The sequence below is a fragment of the Candidatus Rhabdochlamydia sp. T3358 genome (assembly GCF_901000775.1).
In the GTDB taxonomy this organism is placed as follows: Bacteria; Chlamydiota; Chlamydiia; order Chlamydiales; family Rhabdochlamydiaceae; genus Rhabdochlamydia.
Map to the genome: position 1 here is coordinate 1 of NZ_CAAJGQ010000013.1, position 20,559 is coordinate 20,559.

A 20,559-nucleotide genomic window follows, 5' to 3' on the forward strand; every position below is an offset into this window, starting at 1 on the left:
TTGACTTTTGGTATTTGCAAGAGCTGCTTTTTGTCCACTCTCTTGGTAGAGAACATGAGCTTTGTTTATAGCACTATTTGAGCGAATTTGATGAATAGCCGTTTGTATGTGATCGATTTCAGCGTTGATGTTGTCTTTATTTTGCTTACATGCTTTTTTTAACTGAACACGCCACTTCTCTTTTCTCTCTGATTTAGATCGAGTTGCCATATCTTTTAAAATATAGTCATACCGCTCTCTAGCTCGTCTACAACAGGCCATAGCTTCATCTAGAATATAAATGCCAGATTCTTTATCTTTTGACTCAAGTCTTTTGAAATCTTCGATCAGTTCATTATGTCGATTCCATTCAAAAAACCCTTTATTATAGACCTTTGTGCATTTTTCTTGATTGCTTTTTGCATAAATAAGGGTAGGAACCAGGAATAGTAGTAGAAAGAAATATCTCATGAAGACTCTAGGGGAGTTACTTCTAAAAGGCGCAGTAACTATATCTTTTAGATCAATCTGAGGCATTATTCCCACTTCTTTACAATCTGAAGGGGCAAATCATACGCAAAATAAATTTACATTAAAGAAGAAAGTTTAAATATCTATAAAAAATCTCTAAAAGAAGGAATAGTCAAGAGGATTTTAAACTTTAAAGAACAACATGAAAAAAGCACATTGCATTTAATTTGATGAAGCTGCTTGTCTTTCCCAATACTGGTTTAATGTAAGAAGCACCGCCTCTTTTAGTTTAGGGTTAACAGATGGAAGACGATCTACAACTGTTTGTGCCCATTGAAAATATTGATCAATGTATTTTCGGCTCCAGCCTTTAGGAGGATGATTTAAAAGTTCTAATGTATTGCAAAGAGTATCAGCCAATTGAACTATTGCTGCAGGCTTTGATCGATAGGATGCATTAATTGTTTCTTGTCGTTTTTTCTCTTGCAAGGATATTTTCCTGTCCCCTGTTAGCTCATCTACTACTTTAGCTACTTGCATCCCAAATTTTTTTTCGATTTCTTCTACTGTTGTTTGCGTATCTTTTAGAGTATCATGCAATAAACTTGCTAAAATACTCGTTAAATCCCTTACTTCTCCTATACTCATCACTTTATAAGCAACCTCAAAACAGTGAGATACATAAGGGGTTTTGCGATCGTTTTTACGTGTTTGAAAACGATGTTTTTCTGCGGAAAATTGCATGGCTTGCAAAATCTCTTCTGCTTCGTTTAAAGTAATTCCTTTCTCTCGACAATAAGCAATAATAAGTTCTTCTGTTAGTAGATCAAATTGTGTCATAACCATTTCATCATCATGCACAATTTTACCAACTAAAGTCCTTGTCTCTTCTATTTTTTCTTGAATGATCTGCTTTGTAAACTGCTGAGTAGATTCTTGACAAATAGATACTTTTGGCTTTACATCATCAGCATAAGAGCTTGCCATTATAGTTAAAATAAAACAGGTCAACGCACAATTATTCATAAAAATTCCCAAACTAAGGCTTAAGATATCGTAAAAGATAAGTATATACAAAAGAAGAAATTTTCTGACATGAACGTTTTTTATTTACCAAAGAAAAAATGCTACGCTCTTATAACACAAACAATTCCATGGGATGTGTTAATGGAATTAATTCTAACTCATCCATTACAAACACATGTTCAGGATGGATAATTTTACACAAATTTTTCAAACTCTCGCTTTTAAGTACAATAAAATCCACTTCCGATAAAGAAGATAGCAATAGGACAAATTCTTGGTTTGGATTTGTATCACAGATATAAACAATGAGTTTTGATTTAAGTTTTTTTGAACACAGCTTTCGAAAAGTAGAAAATAAAGCTGTTGACATCCCTTTTTGACTATCTACTCCAAGAACGGTATACCTGACATCTTTTAAAGATTGTTGCAAAGCAAAAAGGTGATGTTCCTCAAAGATTTTATTCTCGACATCCATTTCTAATAGCCTTTGAGCTATATGAGAAAGAGTTACTCGTGCGCAACCCAGTTTTTCAATAGCAATCCCTGCAGCAATATTAGAAAGTTGGACGGCGTGGTTTATATCCATCTGATTGGCTAATGCAATACTCATCATAGCAAGAACTGTATCCCCTGCACCTGTTACATCTTTCACTTCTTTAGAAGGCACAGAAAAATCACATGCATATCCCGACTGGGTAAATAAAGACATCCCCTCTTCTGAACGTGTAATGAGAAGCATTTCCACGCAGCATTGGCTAAAAATAGCTTCAGCTACTTGATTTAAAGAACTGGTTTTTAAAAGTTTTGCAGCAGCAATTGCTTCAGATAGATTGGGTTTAAGTACCGTAGCTCCACTGTATTTGCTAAAATCTTCTCCTTTTGGATCAACAATAACAGGAATAGAGCGTTTTTGAGCCAACTGAATCACAGTTTTTAATAAAGAACATGATAAAAATTCTTTGCCATAATCAGAAATGGCAACTATTTGTATCGTTTCCAAAAGAGCTGGCAATTGTTGAATAAGCTTTTTTTCTAGGTCTTTTAATAAAGAAGTAGCTTCTTCATGATCAAACCGTAAAATTTGCTGTGAATTTGCAATTAATCGATTCTTAACAGGGGTCTTGTATCCTTTTTGAGATAACAGTGCTTGAACATTAACCCCTTCTGCTTCCAAAAAATCATACAACCACTTTCCTGCAAAATCATATCCTATTCTTCCTACAGCAGTAACTTGTGCCCCTAGTGAAATCAGGTTTAACACAACATTACCCGCTCCTCCTGGACGGTTTTCTTCTTTCTCTACATGTAAGATAGGAACTGGTGCCTCTGGGGACATCCTTTTGATTTTACCTGTTGTATAAGTATCTAATAAAAAGTCGCCAATGACTAAAACATGTACAGGATCAAATTGACTAAGCATGCCACTGAGTTTTACCATCTCTTATCCACAATTAAATAATTTTGCACATAGTCTTCTACCGCATCTTCTATAGAATACAGCTTAGGTTGCTTTACATTTTTTATATATTTTTCCATATCTGCGCAGGTATAATTTTGATATTGAGAACCGAGCTCTTTAGGCATTTCTATAAATGTAATGCTAGGTGGTATTTTCAACGCTTTAAAAATAGCTAAAGCTAAAGAGCGCCATGTAGTAGTAGCTCCTGACCCTATATTAAAAATACCACCTATGGAATTTTTTAAGAACTCACAGGTCATCTGACAGGCATCTTTTACATAAATAAAGTCGCGACACTGTTCCCCATCAGCAAATTGATCTGGGTCTGAAGAAGCAAATAAACGAATCAGTTTTTCCTTTTGCACAAGCGATGTCATTTTATAAATCATAGAAGCCATACGTCCTTTATGATTTTCATTAGGCCCGAAAACATTAAAATACTTTAAGCCTACAACTTGATCCAAAAACCCCTGCTGTTTCAACCATAAATCAAAAGCATATTTAGAAAAGCCGTATGGATTTAAGGGTTTTAAATACTCAAGCCTAGCGTGATCATCAATAAATCCTTGGGATCCATCCCCATATGTAGCAGCAGAAGAAGCATAAATAAATCGATGTTTTGCCCTAAGGGCATACTCAGCTAAACGAATGGAGTAGTGCAGGTTATTTTGCATCAAGTATTCTTCATTTTGTTCTAAAGTATCAGAACAAGCTCCTAAATGAATAAAAGCCTTTATTTCTTTTTCTTTGCCTTTCAGCCAATCAAACAACTGATGCTTGGAGATAAAATCGACATATTTCTTATTTAAAAGATTTTTCCATTTATTTGTTTTTTTGATATCATCGACTAAAATCAGATTGGTAAAGCCTAGATCATTTAAATAGCGGACACAGCAAGAACCTATTAATCCCGCAGCTCCCGTGATTACAATAAACTGATCGTTATTCATACCAATAGCCTAGCTTTCTTTGTAAAAAATGCACAGGATAAAAAATGATTTCTGATGATTCTGGTTTTTCTAAAGATCCAAAGCAGATGAAAGCTGTGCCGCTGCCTGTTATAGACACTTGTGTAAACCCCATTTCTAAAAGCTGATGTTTGATGATCTGTAGTTCAGGTTTTAGATAAAAAGCTGCCGGCTCTAAATCATTTTTTAAAATGAGTTTACCTTGGGTTGCATCGGATAAAGCTTTGACACTATCCCAATGAGGCAAGTTCTTTACATCACATGTTTGATAGACTAGAGGAGTAGATAAGCCAAATTGAGGCACTGCTAACCAAAAATGAGTGGGCGGTAGGTTAGCTACATTCTGTATGATCTCCCCTTTTCCTTGACAATAAGCTGTTCCTTCAGAGAAGAAAAAAGGCATATCAGAACCTAATTCAGCTGCCCAAAGAGCTAATAGACTTTCCTTAAAATGGTAACGAGAGAGCAGATTAAGAGCCCACAGCATCGTTGCTGCATTGCTGCTTCCTCCTCCTAAACCCGCTTGCAAAGGAATGCTCTTTTGCAAGTAAATAGACAGCTTTTGATTCCAGCCTGTTTTTTGACGAAATAAAAATATAGCTTTCCAAATGAAATTTTCTTGTAGATCACAGAGGTGATCCAAATTGCAATGAAAACCATCTTTATCAGCTAAACAAATAGAAAGGGTATCTGATAAGTTGATTGCTTGATAAAGAGAGGAGATTTGATGGTATTTATCTTGTCTCTGATGATGTATGCGAAAAAATAGATTAACTTTAGCAGGGGAAAGCAGCTTAAGAGCTTGATCTTTCCCCTTAAAATTTTCTAGATTCAAGAGACTTTAGACCTCTTTAATCACATGCAAAGTAAATTGTGCGGGCACATTTTCCTTGAGGGAAAGAGAAATTTTATATGTTCCTAACTCTTTAATAGTCGAAGTTAAAATATTACGACGATCTAAGTTAATCTGCTGATTTTCCTGCAGTAAGTGTACAATGTCTTGCGGTTTTACAGATCCATACATATGACCATCAGGATCTACCTTTACAAAGATTTCTAAAGACATTTCCTCTAACTTTTTAGCAATTAATTCAGATTCTTCACGATCTAATTTTGCTTGCTGTTCTCTTTGTTCTTTAAGGTTTGCTTGATTGCGCAATGTACGCTTATCAGGAAAAACCGCTCTACCTGTAGGGATCAGATAGTTCCATGCATAGCCGGGCTTTACATGCACAATATCTCCGCTGCGTCCAAGTTGCTGGACATCTTTTAAAAGTAGTAATTGACTACGTTGCCGTTGGTTACGCATATATCTTCCTTAATCTTGTGCGACAAATGGTAAAAAAGCCACATGTCTTGATTGTTTGATCGCTTGAGCTAATTTACGTTGGTAATAGGCAGATACACCAGTAATTCTTCTTGGGATGATCTTACCGCGCTCTGTAATAAAACGAACTAGTGTTTCAACATCTTTATAATCAATATGGCGCACTCCAGCTGATTTAAAAGGACATTGCTTGCTCTTTTTTGCAAAAGGCTTCTCAACCGTTTGTTTTTCTTCATAACTAAACTCTATTTTCTCAGGGATATTATCTGCTCTAAGTGTCATGAAGCGTATAAGATCTTCATTTAAATGATACTCTCTCCAAATCTCTTTGAAATAGCATGTATCAATCGTAAAATAAATGATGTAATAATATCCTTCACGCCGCTTGTTGATTTCATAGGCTAGTTTTTTACGCCCTTGATCAAAAATCTTATGTTCTACCCCACCGCGCTCTAAAATACCGTTTGTAATTTTCTCAAGCGCTTTTTGTCTAGCTTCGTCGCTTAGCGTAGCGCTTAAAACGTATATTCCTTCGTAGAGCTGGCTTTTTTGCTTAGCCATTTTTTTTCTCCTTAAGTTTAAACTTAAATTATTTGTCATTTTTGCAATCTGGATAACTGTGGGCCAGTTGCATACTTGGAGCTATTCCTTTTGCAGTCCATTCATTTAAGACCAAGACGACAAAAGGGAGCATCTCCTCTATAGTTTTTTGCTGTTCTTTAGTGAAGTGTCCCAATACATAATCAGATAAATCCTCTTCCAATTGTGGAAAATCCACACCAATTCTCAATCTAGCGAATTCTTCAGTGGCTAAACTTGCAAGTACGCTTTTTAATCCGTTATGCCCTCCAGAAGATCCCTTCATTCGCATTCTCATCTTTCCTAAAGCAATACTGACGTCGTCACAAACAATCAATATCTTCTCTTGTGGAATAGAAAAGTATTCTACGCAGCTCTTTATCGATTCCCCACTTACGTTCATAAAAGTCATAGGCTTCAATAAAATGACCTGCTTGTCTTGTATGCAACCTTGAGCTAAAGATCCACGAAATCGCACTGATTCACGAAAAGCAAGGCCATACTGATTAGCAAAAAAATCAATCGCTTTAAACCCTACGTTATGCCTTGTATTTTTATACTTTTCACCAGGATTTCCCAGTCCAACAAGTAAATGTTTTTCTGTTTCTCTCAATTTTAAAACTCAATTATCTTTTTGCAATAACAGTTACAACGTCATGATCTTTTGCTAGAACAGTTACATCACTTGTTATTCCTTGCAAATCTTTCACACGTAAAGAGTTTCCAATATTAGCATTCTTTACATCGATATCGAATTTTGTAGGAATATGCTTTGGCTGGCATTTCACTTTCACATGGCGCATTACCTGGCGCACAACTCCGCCTAATTTAACTCCCACACACTCCATTGTTCCTATACAGTTAACAGGCACTTTTACATTTACATCCACACCGTCTATTAACTCTTCAAAATCAATATGCGAAACCTTATAGGTAATTACATGATATTGAATTTCTTTAATAATAGCTTGGCACTCCTTTACCCCGTCACTTAAGGTAAAAACAGTGACCGGCAAATGCCCTGGCTGCATTTGTCTTAATACCGCATCAAATTCTTGACCATTAACGGTTAGACTCGCAGGCTCTTTCTTTAAAGAATAGATAACAGCAGGAATATCCCCTACAGACCGAATCTGCTTTACTTCGCTTTTTTTCTGGCTAAAACGAGGTTTCACTACAAGCTTCATAATAAATTACTCCAAATTTCTAAGGTATTTCCTTAAGATAAAATTAAAACCGTGTAAAAAGTGAGGAAATAGATTTAGCATCAACAATCGATCTTATTGCTTCTGCAAATAAAGGTGCTACTGAGACAACTTCCACATCGTAATTAGAAGTTGGCACTGTATTACTCATAATTATCTTTTCAATCCCACTATTTTCAAATTTTTCTATAAACAATCCATGTGTAACAGCTGCAAAAACTGCGCTAGCTCCAGCTTTTTTACAAACTAAAGCTGCTTTTTTTAAAGTCCCTCCGGTTGAGCACATATCATCTACGAGCAAAACACGCTTCTGATAGACATCTCCAATTAAAGCAGACTCCACTTCATTTGCATTTACACGTCGTTTATCAATAACTGCAAAATCAATATTTAATTTTTCTGCAAAAGCACAAGCTAATTTAATACTACCTACATCAGGCGTCACTACCTGATTAGGCTGTAGTTTCCGAACAGCCTCTACTAACACCGGACGCGCATAAAGATTATCAACGGGGATATCAAAAAATCCTTGAATTTGTTCTGTATGCAAATCCATTGTCAATATACGCGTTACACCAGATCGTTGCAGAAGATCTGCAACGAGTTTTGCTGTAATCGGTTCTCTTCCCATTCCCCTTCGATCTTGACGTGCATACCCAAAATAAGGAATCACGGCAATAATTGAACGAGCGGACGAGCGCTTTAATGCATCAACAAAAATCAACAGTTCCATGAGATAGGAATTTGGATGGGGTGCCATTGATTGCACAACGAACACATCCTTACCACGGACACTCTCTAAAATAGAGATGCCTATCTCGCCATCTGGAAAAGTCTCAATGAGAGTTTTTCCTAACTCAACTTCCAAGTTTTTTGCAATTTGCTCTGCAAGTTCTCTGTGAGAAGTTCCTGCAAATAACATAAAAGAATTGCTAAAAGACATGGACATTGCTTTAAGTTAAATTAATTGGGGTGGAAGGATTCGAACCTCCGAATGGCGGTACCAAAAACCGCTGCCTTACCGCTTGGCGACACCCCAGTATCCATAAACAGAACAAAGATTAGTTTTTTAGAGATTAAAAAGCAACTTTAAATAGATCTTTTTCCAGCTAATGATCTACTTATACGCTACTTAACGCTTGCTTAAAAAAATATTTAAAACTTTGAGCAGCTGCTATATTTAAAGCTACTTATCAAAGTATTTTTTTAGAAAAACTAAAGACTAGAATCTCCAGTTCAAACCCATGTTTACTTCATTTACCGTTGCCCCTTCTCCAAACTTGCCTTGATAGCCTAAAGAGAAATCAAAGCATCCTTGATATGAGGCCAGAATCTGCGCTCCAACAAGAACTTGATTGATCGTTTTATGAAAACCGGGAACTGTAAAATTGGGTTGGCAAAATGTATCGTTACGAAATTTAGTAGTGTAGTGATTTCCTGTCAGAGGAGTGGTCCTTAGCCAACCTACATTAACACTAGGAACTAAACACGTATTACAAAGAGTCCATTCCCTGGCGAATTTTGCATTAACCAAAGTGCGGAAAAAAGAAGCATAGCGATTTTCTACATCAAGATTGATTACACCAGCGCCGCTTTCAGTAAAGCTTCTCTGGAACATATTAAACTGATCTAATCTGATTTCAGGTTGAAAGAGAATACCTAATCGACAAAGAGGCCCGAGTCTTAAACCCACAAGCAGCGTTTCTGAAACATCCCAGGTGGTGGGATGAGAGTCTGCTTTGCGAGAATACCCTGGAAATTGTATTTTTCGATCAGCTTCGTAAAAGTTACCCACTCCTAACACCAGAAAATCTAGATAAAAAGCCTTGTAATTGTATTTCAAATAAGGACCTAAGTAAGCAGAGTTTGCATTAGCTCTTCCTTTTCCCCAATTCCAGTTAAGACGGGTATGAGTATATCCAAGGCCTACACCTATACTTAAATCATCCGCTACTAGACCATCTACACCACCAGAGACTCCATAAGTGTGATCGTTAAAGCCTGGTGTTTCATGTTGGTTGTCTTGAGTGTAGATAAAGCCTATAGGGCTTAACCATACATTCGCGGTTGCATCTATTCCTTCACAACAAGGAGGATTTTGCCCTACTTGTTGTGCAAAAAACGTCGAGGCTACATTGTAGTTATTCTCTAATTCTACTAAGGGAAATGCTGCAAAGGGAGCAGGGGTTAATGTAGTGAGTGCTGATTGGTATCCACTTGGAGGAAGAGCTGTTAAAGCTATTGCTAAATTAACTAGATCTTGGTTACCAAAATCAAAAGAAGTACAAAAGAGATAATCGGCAACAGCTCTTGCATTACCGCTTAAGTCTTCATTAGGTACAGGAGTAATAATAAAAGGGGATATGATCAGAAAGGCGCTAGTTGGAGAATAATTTACAGAATAAGGTATAGCAATGTCGCTAAAACTACTACTAAACACACCAGCTACACCACCGGTTGCAGTAAGAAAAGTATAAATGGTGCTATCTGCATATACACCAACTGCTGGAATAACATGCAAAGCCCCATTGAGCGTTGCAGTTCCTGTAATATCGAGCAAATCAGTTGACCCATCAGGATCTATTTCTATGTCTAACTGTCCATTAGGAAGCTGAGTGTAGTTTCCATTAACGGTAAGCGTCCCAATAGATTCTCCAGGTGAAACAAATCCCCCGTTGATTAAATCACCGACGGTGCCTGTTCCTCCTAAAGTGGCATTTGCAGCTACAGTCACTGTGCTTCCTATTTCCCCATTAACAAGAAGAGTACCTGCATTAATATTGGTTCCGCCTGTATAGGTGCTTGTTCCTGTTAGCATCAAGGTTCCACTGCCTTGTTTGGTAAAGGAGCCGCCAATCCCTTGAATAACCCCTGCATAAGTAGTACTATTAGCTGTACCTTCAACAAGCTCTTTAGCTCCTAAGTTAATCGTACCAGCACCGCTTAAATCCCCTATTGTTTGAGAGGCAGCGGTGATACCGCTAATATCAAAAGTTCCTGCATTAATGGCAACATCTCCAGTAGAATTTAAAGCACCTGCTCCTGAAAGGGCAAGCGTTCCTGCGTTAATGGTTGTTCCTCCAGAATACGTATTGGCTCCTGTTAGAGTAAAGATCCCGCTGCCTTGTTTGGTAAGAGAGCCCGTCCCTTGAATGACCCCGGCATAAGTATCGTTACTAGCTGTTCCCGTAATAAGACCCTTGGCTCCTAAGGTAACAAAGCCGCCCGCTACTCCCGTTAAATTTCCTATTGTCTGTGAGGCAGCATTAATAGCGCTAATGTCAAAAGTTGCCCCACCTGAACCAATAGCAACATCCCCGGTAGAAGAAAGGGCGCCTGCCCCTGAAAGAGCTAGTGTTCCTACATTAATGATTGTTCCTCCTGTATAGGTACTTGTTCCTGTTAGAGTAAGTGTGCCGCTGCCTTGTTTAGTAAGTCCACCAGACCCTTGAATAACTCCTGAGTAAGTAGTGCTACTAGTTGTGCCTTCTATGAGATCTTTAGCTCCTAAATTAACTGTGCCAGCTCCGCTTAAATCACCAATTGTTTGAGAGGCAGCAGTGATGCCACTAATGTCAAAAGTTCCTGCATTGATGGTCACAAATCCTGTTGAGTTTAAACTACCAGCTCCTGAAAGAGCAAGCGTTCCTCCAGTAATGGTTGTTCCTCCTCCATAAGTATTGACCCCTGTAAATGTGGTTGTCCCTGTATTTTGCTTGATAAGGGTTCCTGGTCCACTAATTACACCTGCATAAGTACCTGGGGTACCTGTGCTGGGCTCATCGAAGATGACTGTAGTACCGTTTGTAATATTTCCTTGCAAACTCAAGGTATTTCCCTGCAATATTCCAGCTGTAACGTTTGTTCCCCCAGAATATTTATTGGCTCCTAATAAGATCAGAAGTCCTGCGCCATTTTTTTGAAGAAGGAGTCCTGCGCCACTACCAGGGTTATCGCTTGATCCTACGGGTAATGTATTTGCACTGGTATCACCAATAGATCCTGAAAAAGACTGGATTTGCCCAGAAGTTGGGTTAAAAGTTATTTGTGTGAGAGTTCCATCTATCCCATTAGAAACTCCAAAAAAATCTTGTCCGGCGGTTGAACCGTTTCTTGCAGACACCCCGCCTGTTCCTGCTACAACATTACACCCTGTGGTAGTGGTATTCCCCAAAACGAGAACAGATCCAGCGCGACTAAAAATGGCTCCCCCAAAACCGGCTCCTCCCCCTCCAGCAAAGGGAGTAACCGATCCATTTCCTGCTCCTGTGCCTCCTGTCCCAGCCGTACCAACACCGCCACCACCGCCAGCACCAAATCCTCCATTTCCTCCTGCCGTTCCCGTTGAAGAGCCGGCACCACCACCACCACCAAATCCTCCATTTCCACCTACTACACTAGAGAACCTACCCGATCCACCACCACCAGCGCCAAATCCACCGGCACCGCCTGGTGCTCCACCCCCGCCACCATATCCTCCAGCTCCACCTAGTTGGGTGCTGTTGTTGGATATCGTTCCACCACCACCGCCTCCTCCAATAAGGCCTCCTGCTCCGCCTGGATTGGCAGGTCCGGTTTGTCCAGAGTTACCAGCACCTCCTCCTCCACCGAATATACCACCATTTCCTCCTGTTGATCCGGCGGCATTTGTGCATGCGGGAGAACCTGAACCAGATCCTCCTCCTCCTGCTCCTGATTGTGCAGCAACACCCGTGCAACCTACTCCCCCTCCATTTGCTCCTGTCGCGGTGGTGGCTCTAGAGCCACCACCGCCACCTCCACCACCGATTTGCAAACCATTAACTGTGCCTCCACTTCCTCCTACTCCTCCAACTCCTGTTCCACCTGCATCTTCCGTTCCTCCTGCACCACCGGTTGAGCTAAATCCAACTCCTCCTCCTCCTCCTCCTCCTCCGGTGCCACTACCAGTTGTACTATTTGATATTCCTCCAGCACCACCAGCTCCTAAAGTTCCACCACCACCACCACAGCCAGCATTTCCAATTGTAGTTGAATCAGTAGTCGCCCCATTACCACCGTTACCACCTATTCCACCACCACCACCACCACCACTTGCACCATTAGCAAAGCCTCTTGTTCCTCCATTTCCACCTAATCCTCCCCCTCCAGCACAACCTACACCTCCTGGTTGTGATGCACCTCCTGTTGCGATACAATTTTGGAATGTAACATTGTCTATGGTAAGAGCAGCTTCGTCATTAAAAATACCAGCTCCAGCTCCTAATCCCCCTCCACCTGAGGTAAATCCAGATGAATCACGGCCATCACCTGTATTGCTTAAAGTGATGTTTTCTACTGTGACGGTTCCTTGGCGAATATAGAAGCCTCTAAGCGTTGGATTGGATCCGTTGGTTCCGTCAATTACAATTTGATTTCCTCCATTAGTACCATCGATAGTTACGGTATTAGTATTTGCAAGGTTAACGATAGGAAGCAATTGTCCTATTGAAATAGTTGGACTACTAGGTAGATTGAATGTGATATTAAAGGTATCAGTTGTAGATGTCGTTGCTGTATTGATATAATTCAAACAACCGCGAAGATCACCTGATGATGCTGTAGGGCTGCCAAAGGTAAAAGTACCAGCTGCAGTAGATGCACTATCTCCTGGCACGTTAACAACTAAGTTTTGCACAGCGTGTAACTGATAGGTAAATAGTGTTAAAGATGTAATTAAAAACTTCATGTATTTCATGGTGCCAAACCTTGTTTTTGCAGTTTCAAGAATAGCCCTGACAAGCAGGTTTCCAAAAAACCAAGAGAGCCGCTCTTGTTTCTAAATATGAGGTATAAATAATTTATTATTATTTTTGTATAATAATTTTACTATCTGAAAAAACCTCACAAAAAATTAGCTGATTTTTTAGAAAGTTAAGTTGCTTAAAAAAAACAAATAGATTAATTCTTTCATAAAGAGGTGCTGAATTACTCATGATGGCATTGTTATTTTTTATTTTTATGATTACGATCTTATTTGTTTGGAGAGGCTATCGGAAAGTGGGGATTGGCTTAACTCTTATTAATCTTGTTTTTTGCATCTTTATGTTATGGCATCACGCAACAGATATTCTTAAGATTCGGATTTGAAGCATGTATAAATTAGAGCGCAGCTTGAATACCATTTGGGCATTTGTGATTTGCGGAGTGCTTTTAGGTGGCTATTCCGTGCAATTTCTCAAACATGAATTACCTTGTCCTCTTTGTTTATTACAACGTTTAAGTATGATTGGAGTAGCTATGGGGCCTTTATTAAATCTACGTTTTGGTGTTTACCCAGCTCATTATGCAGTTTCGATTTTAAGCGCTCTTTTTGGAGGGTTTGTTTCTTTAAGGCAAATATCCCTTCACATTTGCCCTGGGTTCTCTTCATTTGGAGAACCCGTTCTTGGCTTAGAGCTATATACTTGGGCTTTAGTTGTCTTTGCTTGTTCTATTTTTGTATCTGCAATTTTGCTCTTTCTTCATACTACATCTCCTCAGCACATACAAAAAGTGCAAATGAGCATCTTTGAAAAGATTGCTTTTTGGCTGGTATTGTTTATGACTGCAGCAAATGTGGTTACAACTCTTCAAGAATGTGGCCTTAGCGCTTGTACAGGCTAAATCATTTATGCATATCATTCACATTGCTTCAGAACTTGCCCCCATTGCTAAAGTAGGGGGATTAGCCGATGTTGTATATGGTCTTTGTCAAGAAACTCTGAAACTCGGGTATACAACAGAGGTTATTTTACCAAAGTATGACTGTACTGACTACAGACAACTAACTGATCTAAAAGTAGAGCAGAAAGACATCTGGATACTTGCAGGCTCTAGTCGTTATAACAATACGATTTGGTCGGCTAGTTTAGGTGAGTTAAAAATTTTTCTAATAGAATCAGATCATCCAGAACACTTGTACAATCGCGGTGTTATCTATGGATGCTCTGATGATATCGATCGCTTTATTTATTTCTCTTGCGTAGCTATGCAATTCTTACTGCAATTAGGAAAACAACCCGATATTCTACATTTACATGATTGGCACACCTCTTTAATGGCTCTTCTATGCCAGGAAAATAATTACAAATTAAAGAGTGTTTTAACTATTCACAATTTAGCACATCAAGGAGTTTGTTCTATAAATACTCTTTTTAAGCTAGGCAGAGATCTTTTAAAAGATCTTGGCTTTTCTGATTCCTTGAATGTATTAGAGACAGGAATCATCTATGCTGATTGTGTAGCTATTGTTTCTCCTAATTACAAACAAGAAATTCAAACACCTGAAGGAGGATGTGGATTAGATGGGGTTTTACGAGAATCTCAAAAAAAGTTAGTAAGTATCTTAAATGGTATTGATCAGGATTATTGGAACCCAGCCAAAGATCCTTATCTTAAAAGAAATTATCCTATAAACGAGTTAGAAAGTGTTCTAAAAGCTAAGCTAACAAACAAATGTTTTTTACAAAAACATCTATCTCTTATTCAAGAAAATGTCCCTTTAGTTTCTTGCATTACTAGGCTTGTTCCTCAAAAAGGTCCTGATTTAATTGAATATGGAGTGATTCGCACTCTAGAATTAGGAGGACAATTTGTTCTTTTGGGTTCCGTTTCTCAATCAAATAATGATATAGAAGAGCGGTTTGTTTCCCTGCAAGAAAAATATCGAAATGATAACAGAGTAGCTATTTTGCTCATGAATGATGAAGAGTTAGCCCATCTTATCTTTGCAGCCTCTGATCTATTGATTATTCCTTCTTTATTCGAGCCGTGCGGACTTACACAAATGATCGCCATGCGTTATGGGACAATTCCTATTGCTAGAATGACAGGAGGACTTGTGGACACTGTCTTTGATATTGATACCTCTGATAAACCTTTTGAGAAGCGCAATGGTTTCACCTTTGCATTTCCTGATCAGCAAGGTGTGAATTGGGCCTTGACAAGGGCTATTGCCTGTTATAAAAACCACAAAAAGTGGCAACAAATTATGAAAGCAGACCTTAACTATGATTCTAGTTGGGAAAAAAGAACCAAACAATACCTATGCATATATGAAGAACTTTTATCTCTTAAGTCCTAATGCTTTTTGAATGTAAGATCGATTAGCCACTATATATTCACATCCTGAATAAAGAGTATAAATAACCCCTATACTTACGCTATAAACACTTAATTTTCGTAATAAACCCAATTCTAAATAGCCAAGAGAATAAGGAATAAGCATTACCAGAATAAAGAAAATAATTATTGCCTGCACAACCGCTTTAATTTTGCCTGAAAGACGCGCTGCTAGAGCAAATCCCCTTAACCCACATAAAGCTCTAAGTGTACTAATCACAATATCTCGATAAAAAAAGATACACACAAGCAACAAAGGAAGCTGGATTACCCCTTGAGTAAAAGCTAAAAAAACAGAAAGACGAAAAATACTATCCGCCATGGGATCCAGTAATTTCCCTAAATCTGTAACTTTATTATATCTACGCGCTAACAATCCATCAAATACATCTGAAACCTCTGATAACACGGTTAAGCACAATAAGACATAAGGCAACGAAAGCAATGTAAATCCGAATTGATCATGATACAGATAAAGAGCAACAAATATCGGGCCTAGTAAAATACGCAATAATGTGAGTATGAGCGCTATGCTCATTTATCCTCCTTTATCTAGACTTAAAGTTTAATGTCTTTTACAGTAATGCTAACTCATGTCCGTCTTTTTTGAAAAGAGATGCTCTAACTTAACTTTGCAAAGCTAACTGTCCACAAGCTGCTGCAATGTCTTTTCCTTTTGTATAACGCCAGGTAGTAACAATATTAGATGCGAGTAGAACTTCTCGAAAAGCTTCGATAGTTTCCTTTTCAGGACGCTGCAGCCGCACTCTCTCAATAGGATTATAAGGAATTAAGTTTACGCTACATTGTTGACCTTTAAGTAAAACAGCTAGTTCTTTAGCCTGTTCTATACTGTCGTTGATATTGCGAATTAAGGTGTATTCGTAAGTTACATCCCGTTTGGTTATTTTAGCGAAATTCCCTACAGCTGCTAAAATATCTTCTAAAGGGTACTTACGTGCATAAGGGATAATTTTTTGTCTAATATGCTGATTGGGAGCATGCAAAGAAAGCACTAGATTGGTTTTCAAACCCTCATTAGAGAAACGATTAATTCCTTCCACTACGCCTACTGTAGAAACAGTAATTCTTCTTTGAGAAAGAGCTAATCGATCAGGATCTATTAACAGACGAATGGTTTCTACAACTGGCTCATAGTTTTCAAAAGGCTCTCCCATACCCATAAAAACAACGTGAGATACTTTCTCTTTTCGCTCAAGTAACCAAAGATCAATTTGATACACCTGCTCGAAAATCTCCGCCGTGGTTAAATTGCGTTTTAATCCTTCTTTTCCCGAAGCACAGAAAGCACAACGAGCAGGACAGCCTACCTGTGAAGAGACGCACACGGTACGTCTTCCTTCAGAGCAAATAAGAACCGATTCCACTAGCATGGAATCAGAGAGTTGCCATAAGAATTTAACAGTTTCTTGGTCCTCTGAAAAGACCTCTCGTTTTTTTATTAGCTGTGTTGTTAGTAAATTTTCTTTTAGATAAGAGCGCAAATCCAAAGACAAATTGGTCATTTGATCCCAATGGGATTGTCTTAACTTATATACCCAATTAAAGATTTGAGAAGCATGGAAGGATTTATATCCTTCCGAGGATAGATTATTGCGTAGTTTCTCTAGGGGCAGTGTGTGAACGGAAGAAGGAGACATTTAATAAGCTATTATTTTGAGTATTTGCAGATACTTTACTCATTTGTCGTATTTTTTTAATACTTTTATCTATTCTAGAACTTCTTAATTCATGATCTTCTCGATTTTGACGAAGATTTTTTGAGATTACGCTTGTAAGCTTATTTAAAGATTTTGAGCATTCCATGCTGAACTGATTAAAGTTAACATGTACTGATGGCTGTAAAAGATGAATTGCTTTCATATTATCCCTCATGCATTTATTACTTTTTATTATAGTTTAATAAATCTTTAAAATCAATTCTATAATCTAAACCTAATATAAAGAAGGGGTTATGTTAATGATAAGGGATTTAAACTTTTAATCCCTTCTCTTGTAGTCTTTTTAAACCCCTTCTTTTTGCACGTAAGTTTTGAGGTAGACTCTCTTGTTCTTGATTATATTTTTGAAAACGTAGGGCTTTCTTCTTTTCCCCTCTTCTTAGGGTTTCTGAGGGTAGACTTTGTGATTGCTTGTGCAAGGATAAAGGTAAAGATTCCACTGGATGAATAGTCATAAGGCCTCCATTTCATAGTTCAACTTTAACATACTTAAATAAATATTTTAAAAACAATTTAAATTATTTATGGTTAACCTAAATCAATAATTAGCAAATACATAGTGCAAAGCACTTATCTTTAAACTACTTAACAATAAGCAGCTCATAATTTAAAGACAAATAATTAGATAATAAAAACACATAAAAAATAACCTCTTATTATACAATGCGCTTAATTATACCTTAATATCTTAGTTAAATTTTTTATGCTAACCTTTGAGCAAATTATTGATTGTCTTAACACCTTTTGGGTTAAACAAGGTTGTATTATTCATCAAGGGTATGATTTAGAATTAGGGGCCGGGATATTCCATCCAGCTACATTCCTGCGTTGTTTAGGAAAAGAACCTTATAGAGCAGCTTTTGTAGAATCGTGTCGTAGACCAAAAGATGCAAGTTATGGAAATTTCAACTGCCTTCAGGCATCTCACCAATATCAAGTTCTCATCAAGCCCCTTCCAACAGATGCTCGTACTTTATATCTCCAATCTCTTTTTGCATTAAACTTGGATGTGAAAAAACATGATATTCGATTTGTACATAATGATTGGGAAATCTCCTCATTAGGCATTTCGGGGCTAGGATGGAAAGTGTGGTGTAATGGAATGGAGATTACCCAGTTCACCTATTTGCAAACAGTGGGAGACATTGTATTAAAACCAATTAGTGTAGAAATCACCTATGATTTAGAAAGACTTGCTCTATTCCTTCAAAATAAGACTGCAATTTTTGATATACAATACAACCATCTTTTTACTCTTCGCGATCTATTTCTACAAAATGAAATTGAATGGAGCCATTATCATCTTACAGAAGCCTCCGTTCCCATGTGGTTACGCCATTTTAGCGATTATGAACAGGAAATAAAAAATCTAGTAAAAAACAATCTTCCTATTCCAGCTTATGATTTTGTGATTAAAGCATCCCATGCTTTTAATTTATTAGATGCAAGAGGAGCTATTTGCTTTAGTCAGAGAAATAGCTATATTAGAAGAATCCGCGACTTAACTCATCTAGTTGCTAAAGCTATTCTTTCTAGACAGGTTTCTCTGATAATCCCTTCTATAAACACAAAGCTTATTATACAAAAAAATCTTTGCTTCAATCCAAAAAATACACAGGATTTTCTTCTTGAAATTGGATCAGAACAATTACCGCCAAGTTTTATACCTATTGGCTGTCTCTATTTAGAAACTGCCATACGCAATTTATTAGAAACTTCCGAATTAGAATTTGAAGAGCTGCAGACATTTGGAACCCCTCAACGCCTAAGTATTTTAGTAAAAGGTCTTGTAGAAGGAACAGAAGCTGTGGAAGAACAAATTAAAGGCCCTTCGATAACCGCAGCTTTCGATAATAAAGGTAATTTAACAAGACAAGGCAAAGGGTTTTTACGGGCTTGTAATATTGTCTCTTGCACTTTAGCAGAAGTATTGCAAGAGGAAATACCAAATTTATATTTTATTCCTATGGGCGGTATTCAGTACCTGATTGCTACCGTTTATGTAAAGGGCCAGTCTACATATGCGCTATTACAAAAAAAGCTACCGTCTTTGATTATGAATATAGACTTCCCCAAGAAAATGTATTGGGAAGACCCTTCTATTAGATATGCTCGCCCTATTCGATGGATTCTTGCTTTATTTGGAAGCCAAGTAGTCTCTTTTAATTTGGGCAGGATTCAATCTGCGAACTTTTCTTTTGGCCATTTTCAACTTAAGCCTACTTTTATTGAGATCAAACATCCAAAATACTATCTTTCTGATTTAAGAAATCATTATGTTCTAGCAGATATAGAAGAAAGAAAACAACACATTGAAAAACAAATTAAAACATTAGAGCAACAAGTAAAAGGGTATGCAATAGAACAAAGCAGAGTACTTCCAGAAGTATTGCATCTTACAGAATGGCCTACCTTAATGCTCGGTTTCTTTGATACTAAATTCCTAAGAATTCCTAAAGAACTACTTATTTCACAAATAACAAAATACCGTAAATATTTTCCTGTCACTGATCGTCATGATCAATTAATCAATGCTTTTATCATTACCATTGATAATCAACCTAATCAAACCATTCAATTGGGTAATGAAAAAGAACTTCTCTTCCGCTTGGCCAATAGGGCTGCTCTTTATGAAAAAGAAGTTCATATCCCACTTGAGTTAAGTTATTATAAACTACAAGAGATAAGTTATCAGAGAAATTTTAAAAACCTTTGGGATAAAGTAGAAAGATTGTCTTTAGTAACAACAATGATCCACCAACATTTAAAGGTTGCAGAATATACACACGTACAAAGAGCTGCTCTTTTAAGCAAATCTGATCTTTGTTCTGCGCTTGTTAATGAATCCCCTGATCTACAAGGTATCATTGGTAAACACTATGCTCTAGCACAAAACGAACAGTATCAAGTAGCAATAGCTCTTGAAGAGCAATGGATGCCCCGATCAAGATGCGATGCTGTTCCTAAAACTCCAACTGGTATTGTCTTAAGTCTATCAGATAAAATAGATGACCTTATTAATTACTATAGCACTTCCAGAGACCTTTACCTATTACGCAAGCAAGCAACGGGAATCATTCAAATCCTGCTAAAAAATCAAATGAGTTGCAACCTACAAAGTTTATTATTAAAAGCCTGTCAGGTTTTTCCTGTAGTAAATAAAAAAAAAGCCACACAAGCAATTATTACTTTCATCAATACTCGTAAAAAATTGATATTTGAAGAATTAGGTTTTAGAAAAGAGGAGATTGATGCCATTGCAAAGATCAGCCCTTATGACCCTTTTGATCAATTGTGCAGATTAGAAGCCTTTTGTAGCTTCCACAAATCTAAAAAAAGCTTCTCTTGCTTTATTAAAGCCTATAAACGCATTAAAGGACATATACAGGATAATTCCTCTATCTTTCACCAAAAACTTATGATTGAATCAGCTGAGAAAAAAATTCTGCAAGAGTATATCCTAATCTATAAATGTTGGCCAAAACTTCTACAACAAAAACAGTACCTAGAAGCATTCAAATTATTAGCAGAATTACAAAATCCCTTAGAAAAGTTTTTCAAAACTGTAACCATTCTTGCAGATGATCCAATTTTACGTGGAAATAGAATCGCTTTTTTAAAGAAAATAATTAAATTATTTGAGTCTTTAATAGATTGTAGTAAACTTTAAGAAGCTTTTTGC

Annotated in this window: 18 protein-coding genes, 1 tRNA gene and 1 pseudogene; 4 read left to right on the forward strand and 16 right to left on the reverse strand. The window is 37.5% G+C overall.

Features of this window, described 5'->3' with window-relative positions; translation table 11 throughout:
- The 13 genes and pseudogenes from RHTP_RS03880 to RHTP_RS09075 form a co-directional block, all read right to left on the reverse strand.
- On the reverse strand, positions 1-450 hold a 450-nt coding region (locus RHTP_RS03880; protein ID WP_138106819.1), incomplete at its 3' end, for a hypothetical protein.
- 222 nt (positions 451-672) lie between these two features.
- The gene (locus tag RHTP_RS03885; protein WP_138106820.1) at positions 673-1,476 is read right to left on the reverse strand and encodes an HD domain-containing protein; all 804 of its coding nucleotides are present in this window, start codon (positions 1,474-1,476) and stop codon (positions 673-675) included.
- 109 nt (positions 1,477-1,585) lie between these two features.
- Positions 1,586-2,914: a D-glycero-beta-D-manno-heptose-7-phosphate kinase gene (gene rfaE1 / locus RHTP_RS03890; protein WP_138106821.1), complete on the reverse strand. Its 1,329-nt coding sequence runs from the start codon at positions 2,912-2,914 to the stop codon at positions 1,586-1,588.
- The gene (gene rfaD / locus RHTP_RS03895) at positions 2,908-3,885 is read right to left on the reverse strand and encodes an ADP-glyceromanno-heptose 6-epimerase (protein WP_138106822.1); all 978 of its coding nucleotides are present in this window, start codon (positions 3,883-3,885) and stop codon (positions 2,908-2,910) included. The genes rfaE1 and rfaD overlap by 7 nt, the downstream gene beginning before the upstream one ends.
- Complete coding sequence (gene ispE, locus RHTP_RS03900; RefSeq protein WP_138106823.1) at positions 3,878-4,738, reverse strand: 4-(cytidine 5'-diphospho)-2-C-methyl-D-erythritol kinase; 861 nt, start codon at positions 4,736-4,738, stop codon at positions 3,878-3,880. The genes rfaD and ispE overlap by 8 nt, the downstream gene beginning before the upstream one ends.
- A gap of 6 nt (positions 4,739-4,744) precedes the next feature.
- A complete protein-coding gene (gene rplI / locus RHTP_RS03905; protein ID WP_138106824.1) occupies positions 4,745-5,212 on the reverse strand; it encodes a 50S ribosomal protein L9 in 468 nt (155 codons plus the stop codon).
- Between the two features lie 9 nt (positions 5,213-5,221).
- Positions 5,222-5,491: a 30S ribosomal protein S18 gene (gene rpsR, locus RHTP_RS08950; protein WP_502705346.1), complete on the reverse strand. Its 270-nt coding sequence runs from the start codon at positions 5,489-5,491 to the stop codon at positions 5,222-5,224.
- Positions 5,468-5,791, reverse strand: a pseudogene (gene rpsF / locus RHTP_RS03910) (30S ribosomal protein S6); the annotation flags it as partial. The gene rpsR and the pseudogene rpsF, both read right to left, overlap by 24 nt.
- A gap of 28 nt (positions 5,792-5,819) precedes the next feature.
- On the reverse strand, positions 5,820-6,422 hold the full coding sequence (gene pth, locus RHTP_RS03915; protein ID WP_138106825.1) for an aminoacyl-tRNA hydrolase: 603 nt from the start codon (positions 6,420-6,422) through the stop codon (positions 5,820-5,822).
- Positions 6,423-6,435: 13 nt separating this feature from the next.
- Complete coding sequence (locus tag RHTP_RS03920) at positions 6,436-6,996, reverse strand: 50S ribosomal protein L25/general stress protein Ctc (protein WP_138106826.1); 561 nt, start codon at positions 6,994-6,996, stop codon at positions 6,436-6,438.
- Positions 6,997-7,039: 43 nt separating this feature from the next.
- Positions 7,040-7,957, reverse strand: a complete 918-nt coding sequence (locus tag RHTP_RS03925) for a ribose-phosphate diphosphokinase (protein ID WP_244609522.1) — start codon at positions 7,955-7,957, stop codon at positions 7,040-7,042.
- A gap of 24 nt (positions 7,958-7,981) precedes the next feature.
- Positions 7,982-8,053, reverse strand: a tRNA-Gln gene (locus RHTP_RS03930).
- A gap of 183 nt (positions 8,054-8,236) precedes the next feature.
- A complete protein-coding gene (locus tag RHTP_RS09075; RefSeq protein WP_138106828.1) occupies positions 8,237-12,721 on the reverse strand; it encodes an autotransporter-associated beta strand repeat-containing protein in 4,485 nt (1,494 codons plus the stop codon).
- Positions 12,722-12,969: 248 nt separating this feature from the next.
- On the opposite strand from RHTP_RS09075, the gene RHTP_RS09120 reads away from it, so the two are divergent.
- From RHTP_RS09120 to RHTP_RS03945, 3 genes are read left to right on the forward strand one after another with little or no spacing between them, the layout of a single operon-like run.
- Entirely contained in the window at positions 12,970-13,122 is a 153-nt protein-coding gene (locus RHTP_RS09120; RefSeq protein ID WP_350339686.1) for a DUF5993 family protein, read from the forward strand.
- 3 nt (positions 13,123-13,125) lie between these two features.
- Positions 13,126-13,638, forward strand: a complete 513-nt coding sequence (locus RHTP_RS03940; protein ID WP_138106829.1) for a disulfide bond formation protein B — start codon at positions 13,126-13,128, stop codon at positions 13,636-13,638.
- A 7-nt stretch (positions 13,639-13,645) separates the two neighbouring features.
- A complete protein-coding gene (locus RHTP_RS03945) occupies positions 13,646-15,097 on the forward strand; it encodes a glycogen synthase (protein ID WP_171005726.1) in 1,452 nt (483 codons plus the stop codon).
- On the opposite strand, the gene RHTP_RS03950 is transcribed toward RHTP_RS03945, so the two are convergent.
- From RHTP_RS03950 to RHTP_RS03960, 3 genes are all read right to left on the reverse strand, one after another.
- Positions 15,080-15,673 carry a CDP-alcohol phosphatidyltransferase family protein gene (locus RHTP_RS03950; protein ID WP_138106831.1) on the reverse strand — a complete coding sequence of 198 codons (594 nt, stop codon included), beginning with the start codon at positions 15,671-15,673 and terminating at the stop codon, positions 15,080-15,082. The two genes, RHTP_RS03945 and RHTP_RS03950, sit on opposite strands and share 18 nt — an antisense overlap.
- An 88-nt stretch (positions 15,674-15,761) precedes the next feature.
- The gene (rlmN, locus tag RHTP_RS03955) at positions 15,762-16,796 is read right to left on the reverse strand and encodes a dual-specificity RNA methyltransferase RlmN (protein ID WP_138106832.1); all 1,035 of its coding nucleotides are present in this window, start codon (positions 16,794-16,796) and stop codon (positions 15,762-15,764) included.
- Positions 16,797-17,128: 332 nt separating this feature from the next.
- A complete protein-coding gene (locus RHTP_RS03960) occupies positions 17,129-17,332 on the reverse strand; it encodes a hypothetical protein (RefSeq protein WP_138106833.1) in 204 nt (67 codons plus the stop codon).
- 248 nt (positions 17,333-17,580) lie between these two features.
- On the opposite strand from RHTP_RS03960, the gene glyS reads away from it, so the two are divergent.
- The gene (gene glyS, locus RHTP_RS03965; protein ID WP_138106834.1) at positions 17,581-20,547 is read left to right on the forward strand and encodes a glycine--tRNA ligase subunit beta; all 2,967 of its coding nucleotides are present in this window, start codon (positions 17,581-17,583) and stop codon (positions 20,545-20,547) included.
- Positions 20,548-20,559: the final 12 nt, after the last annotated feature.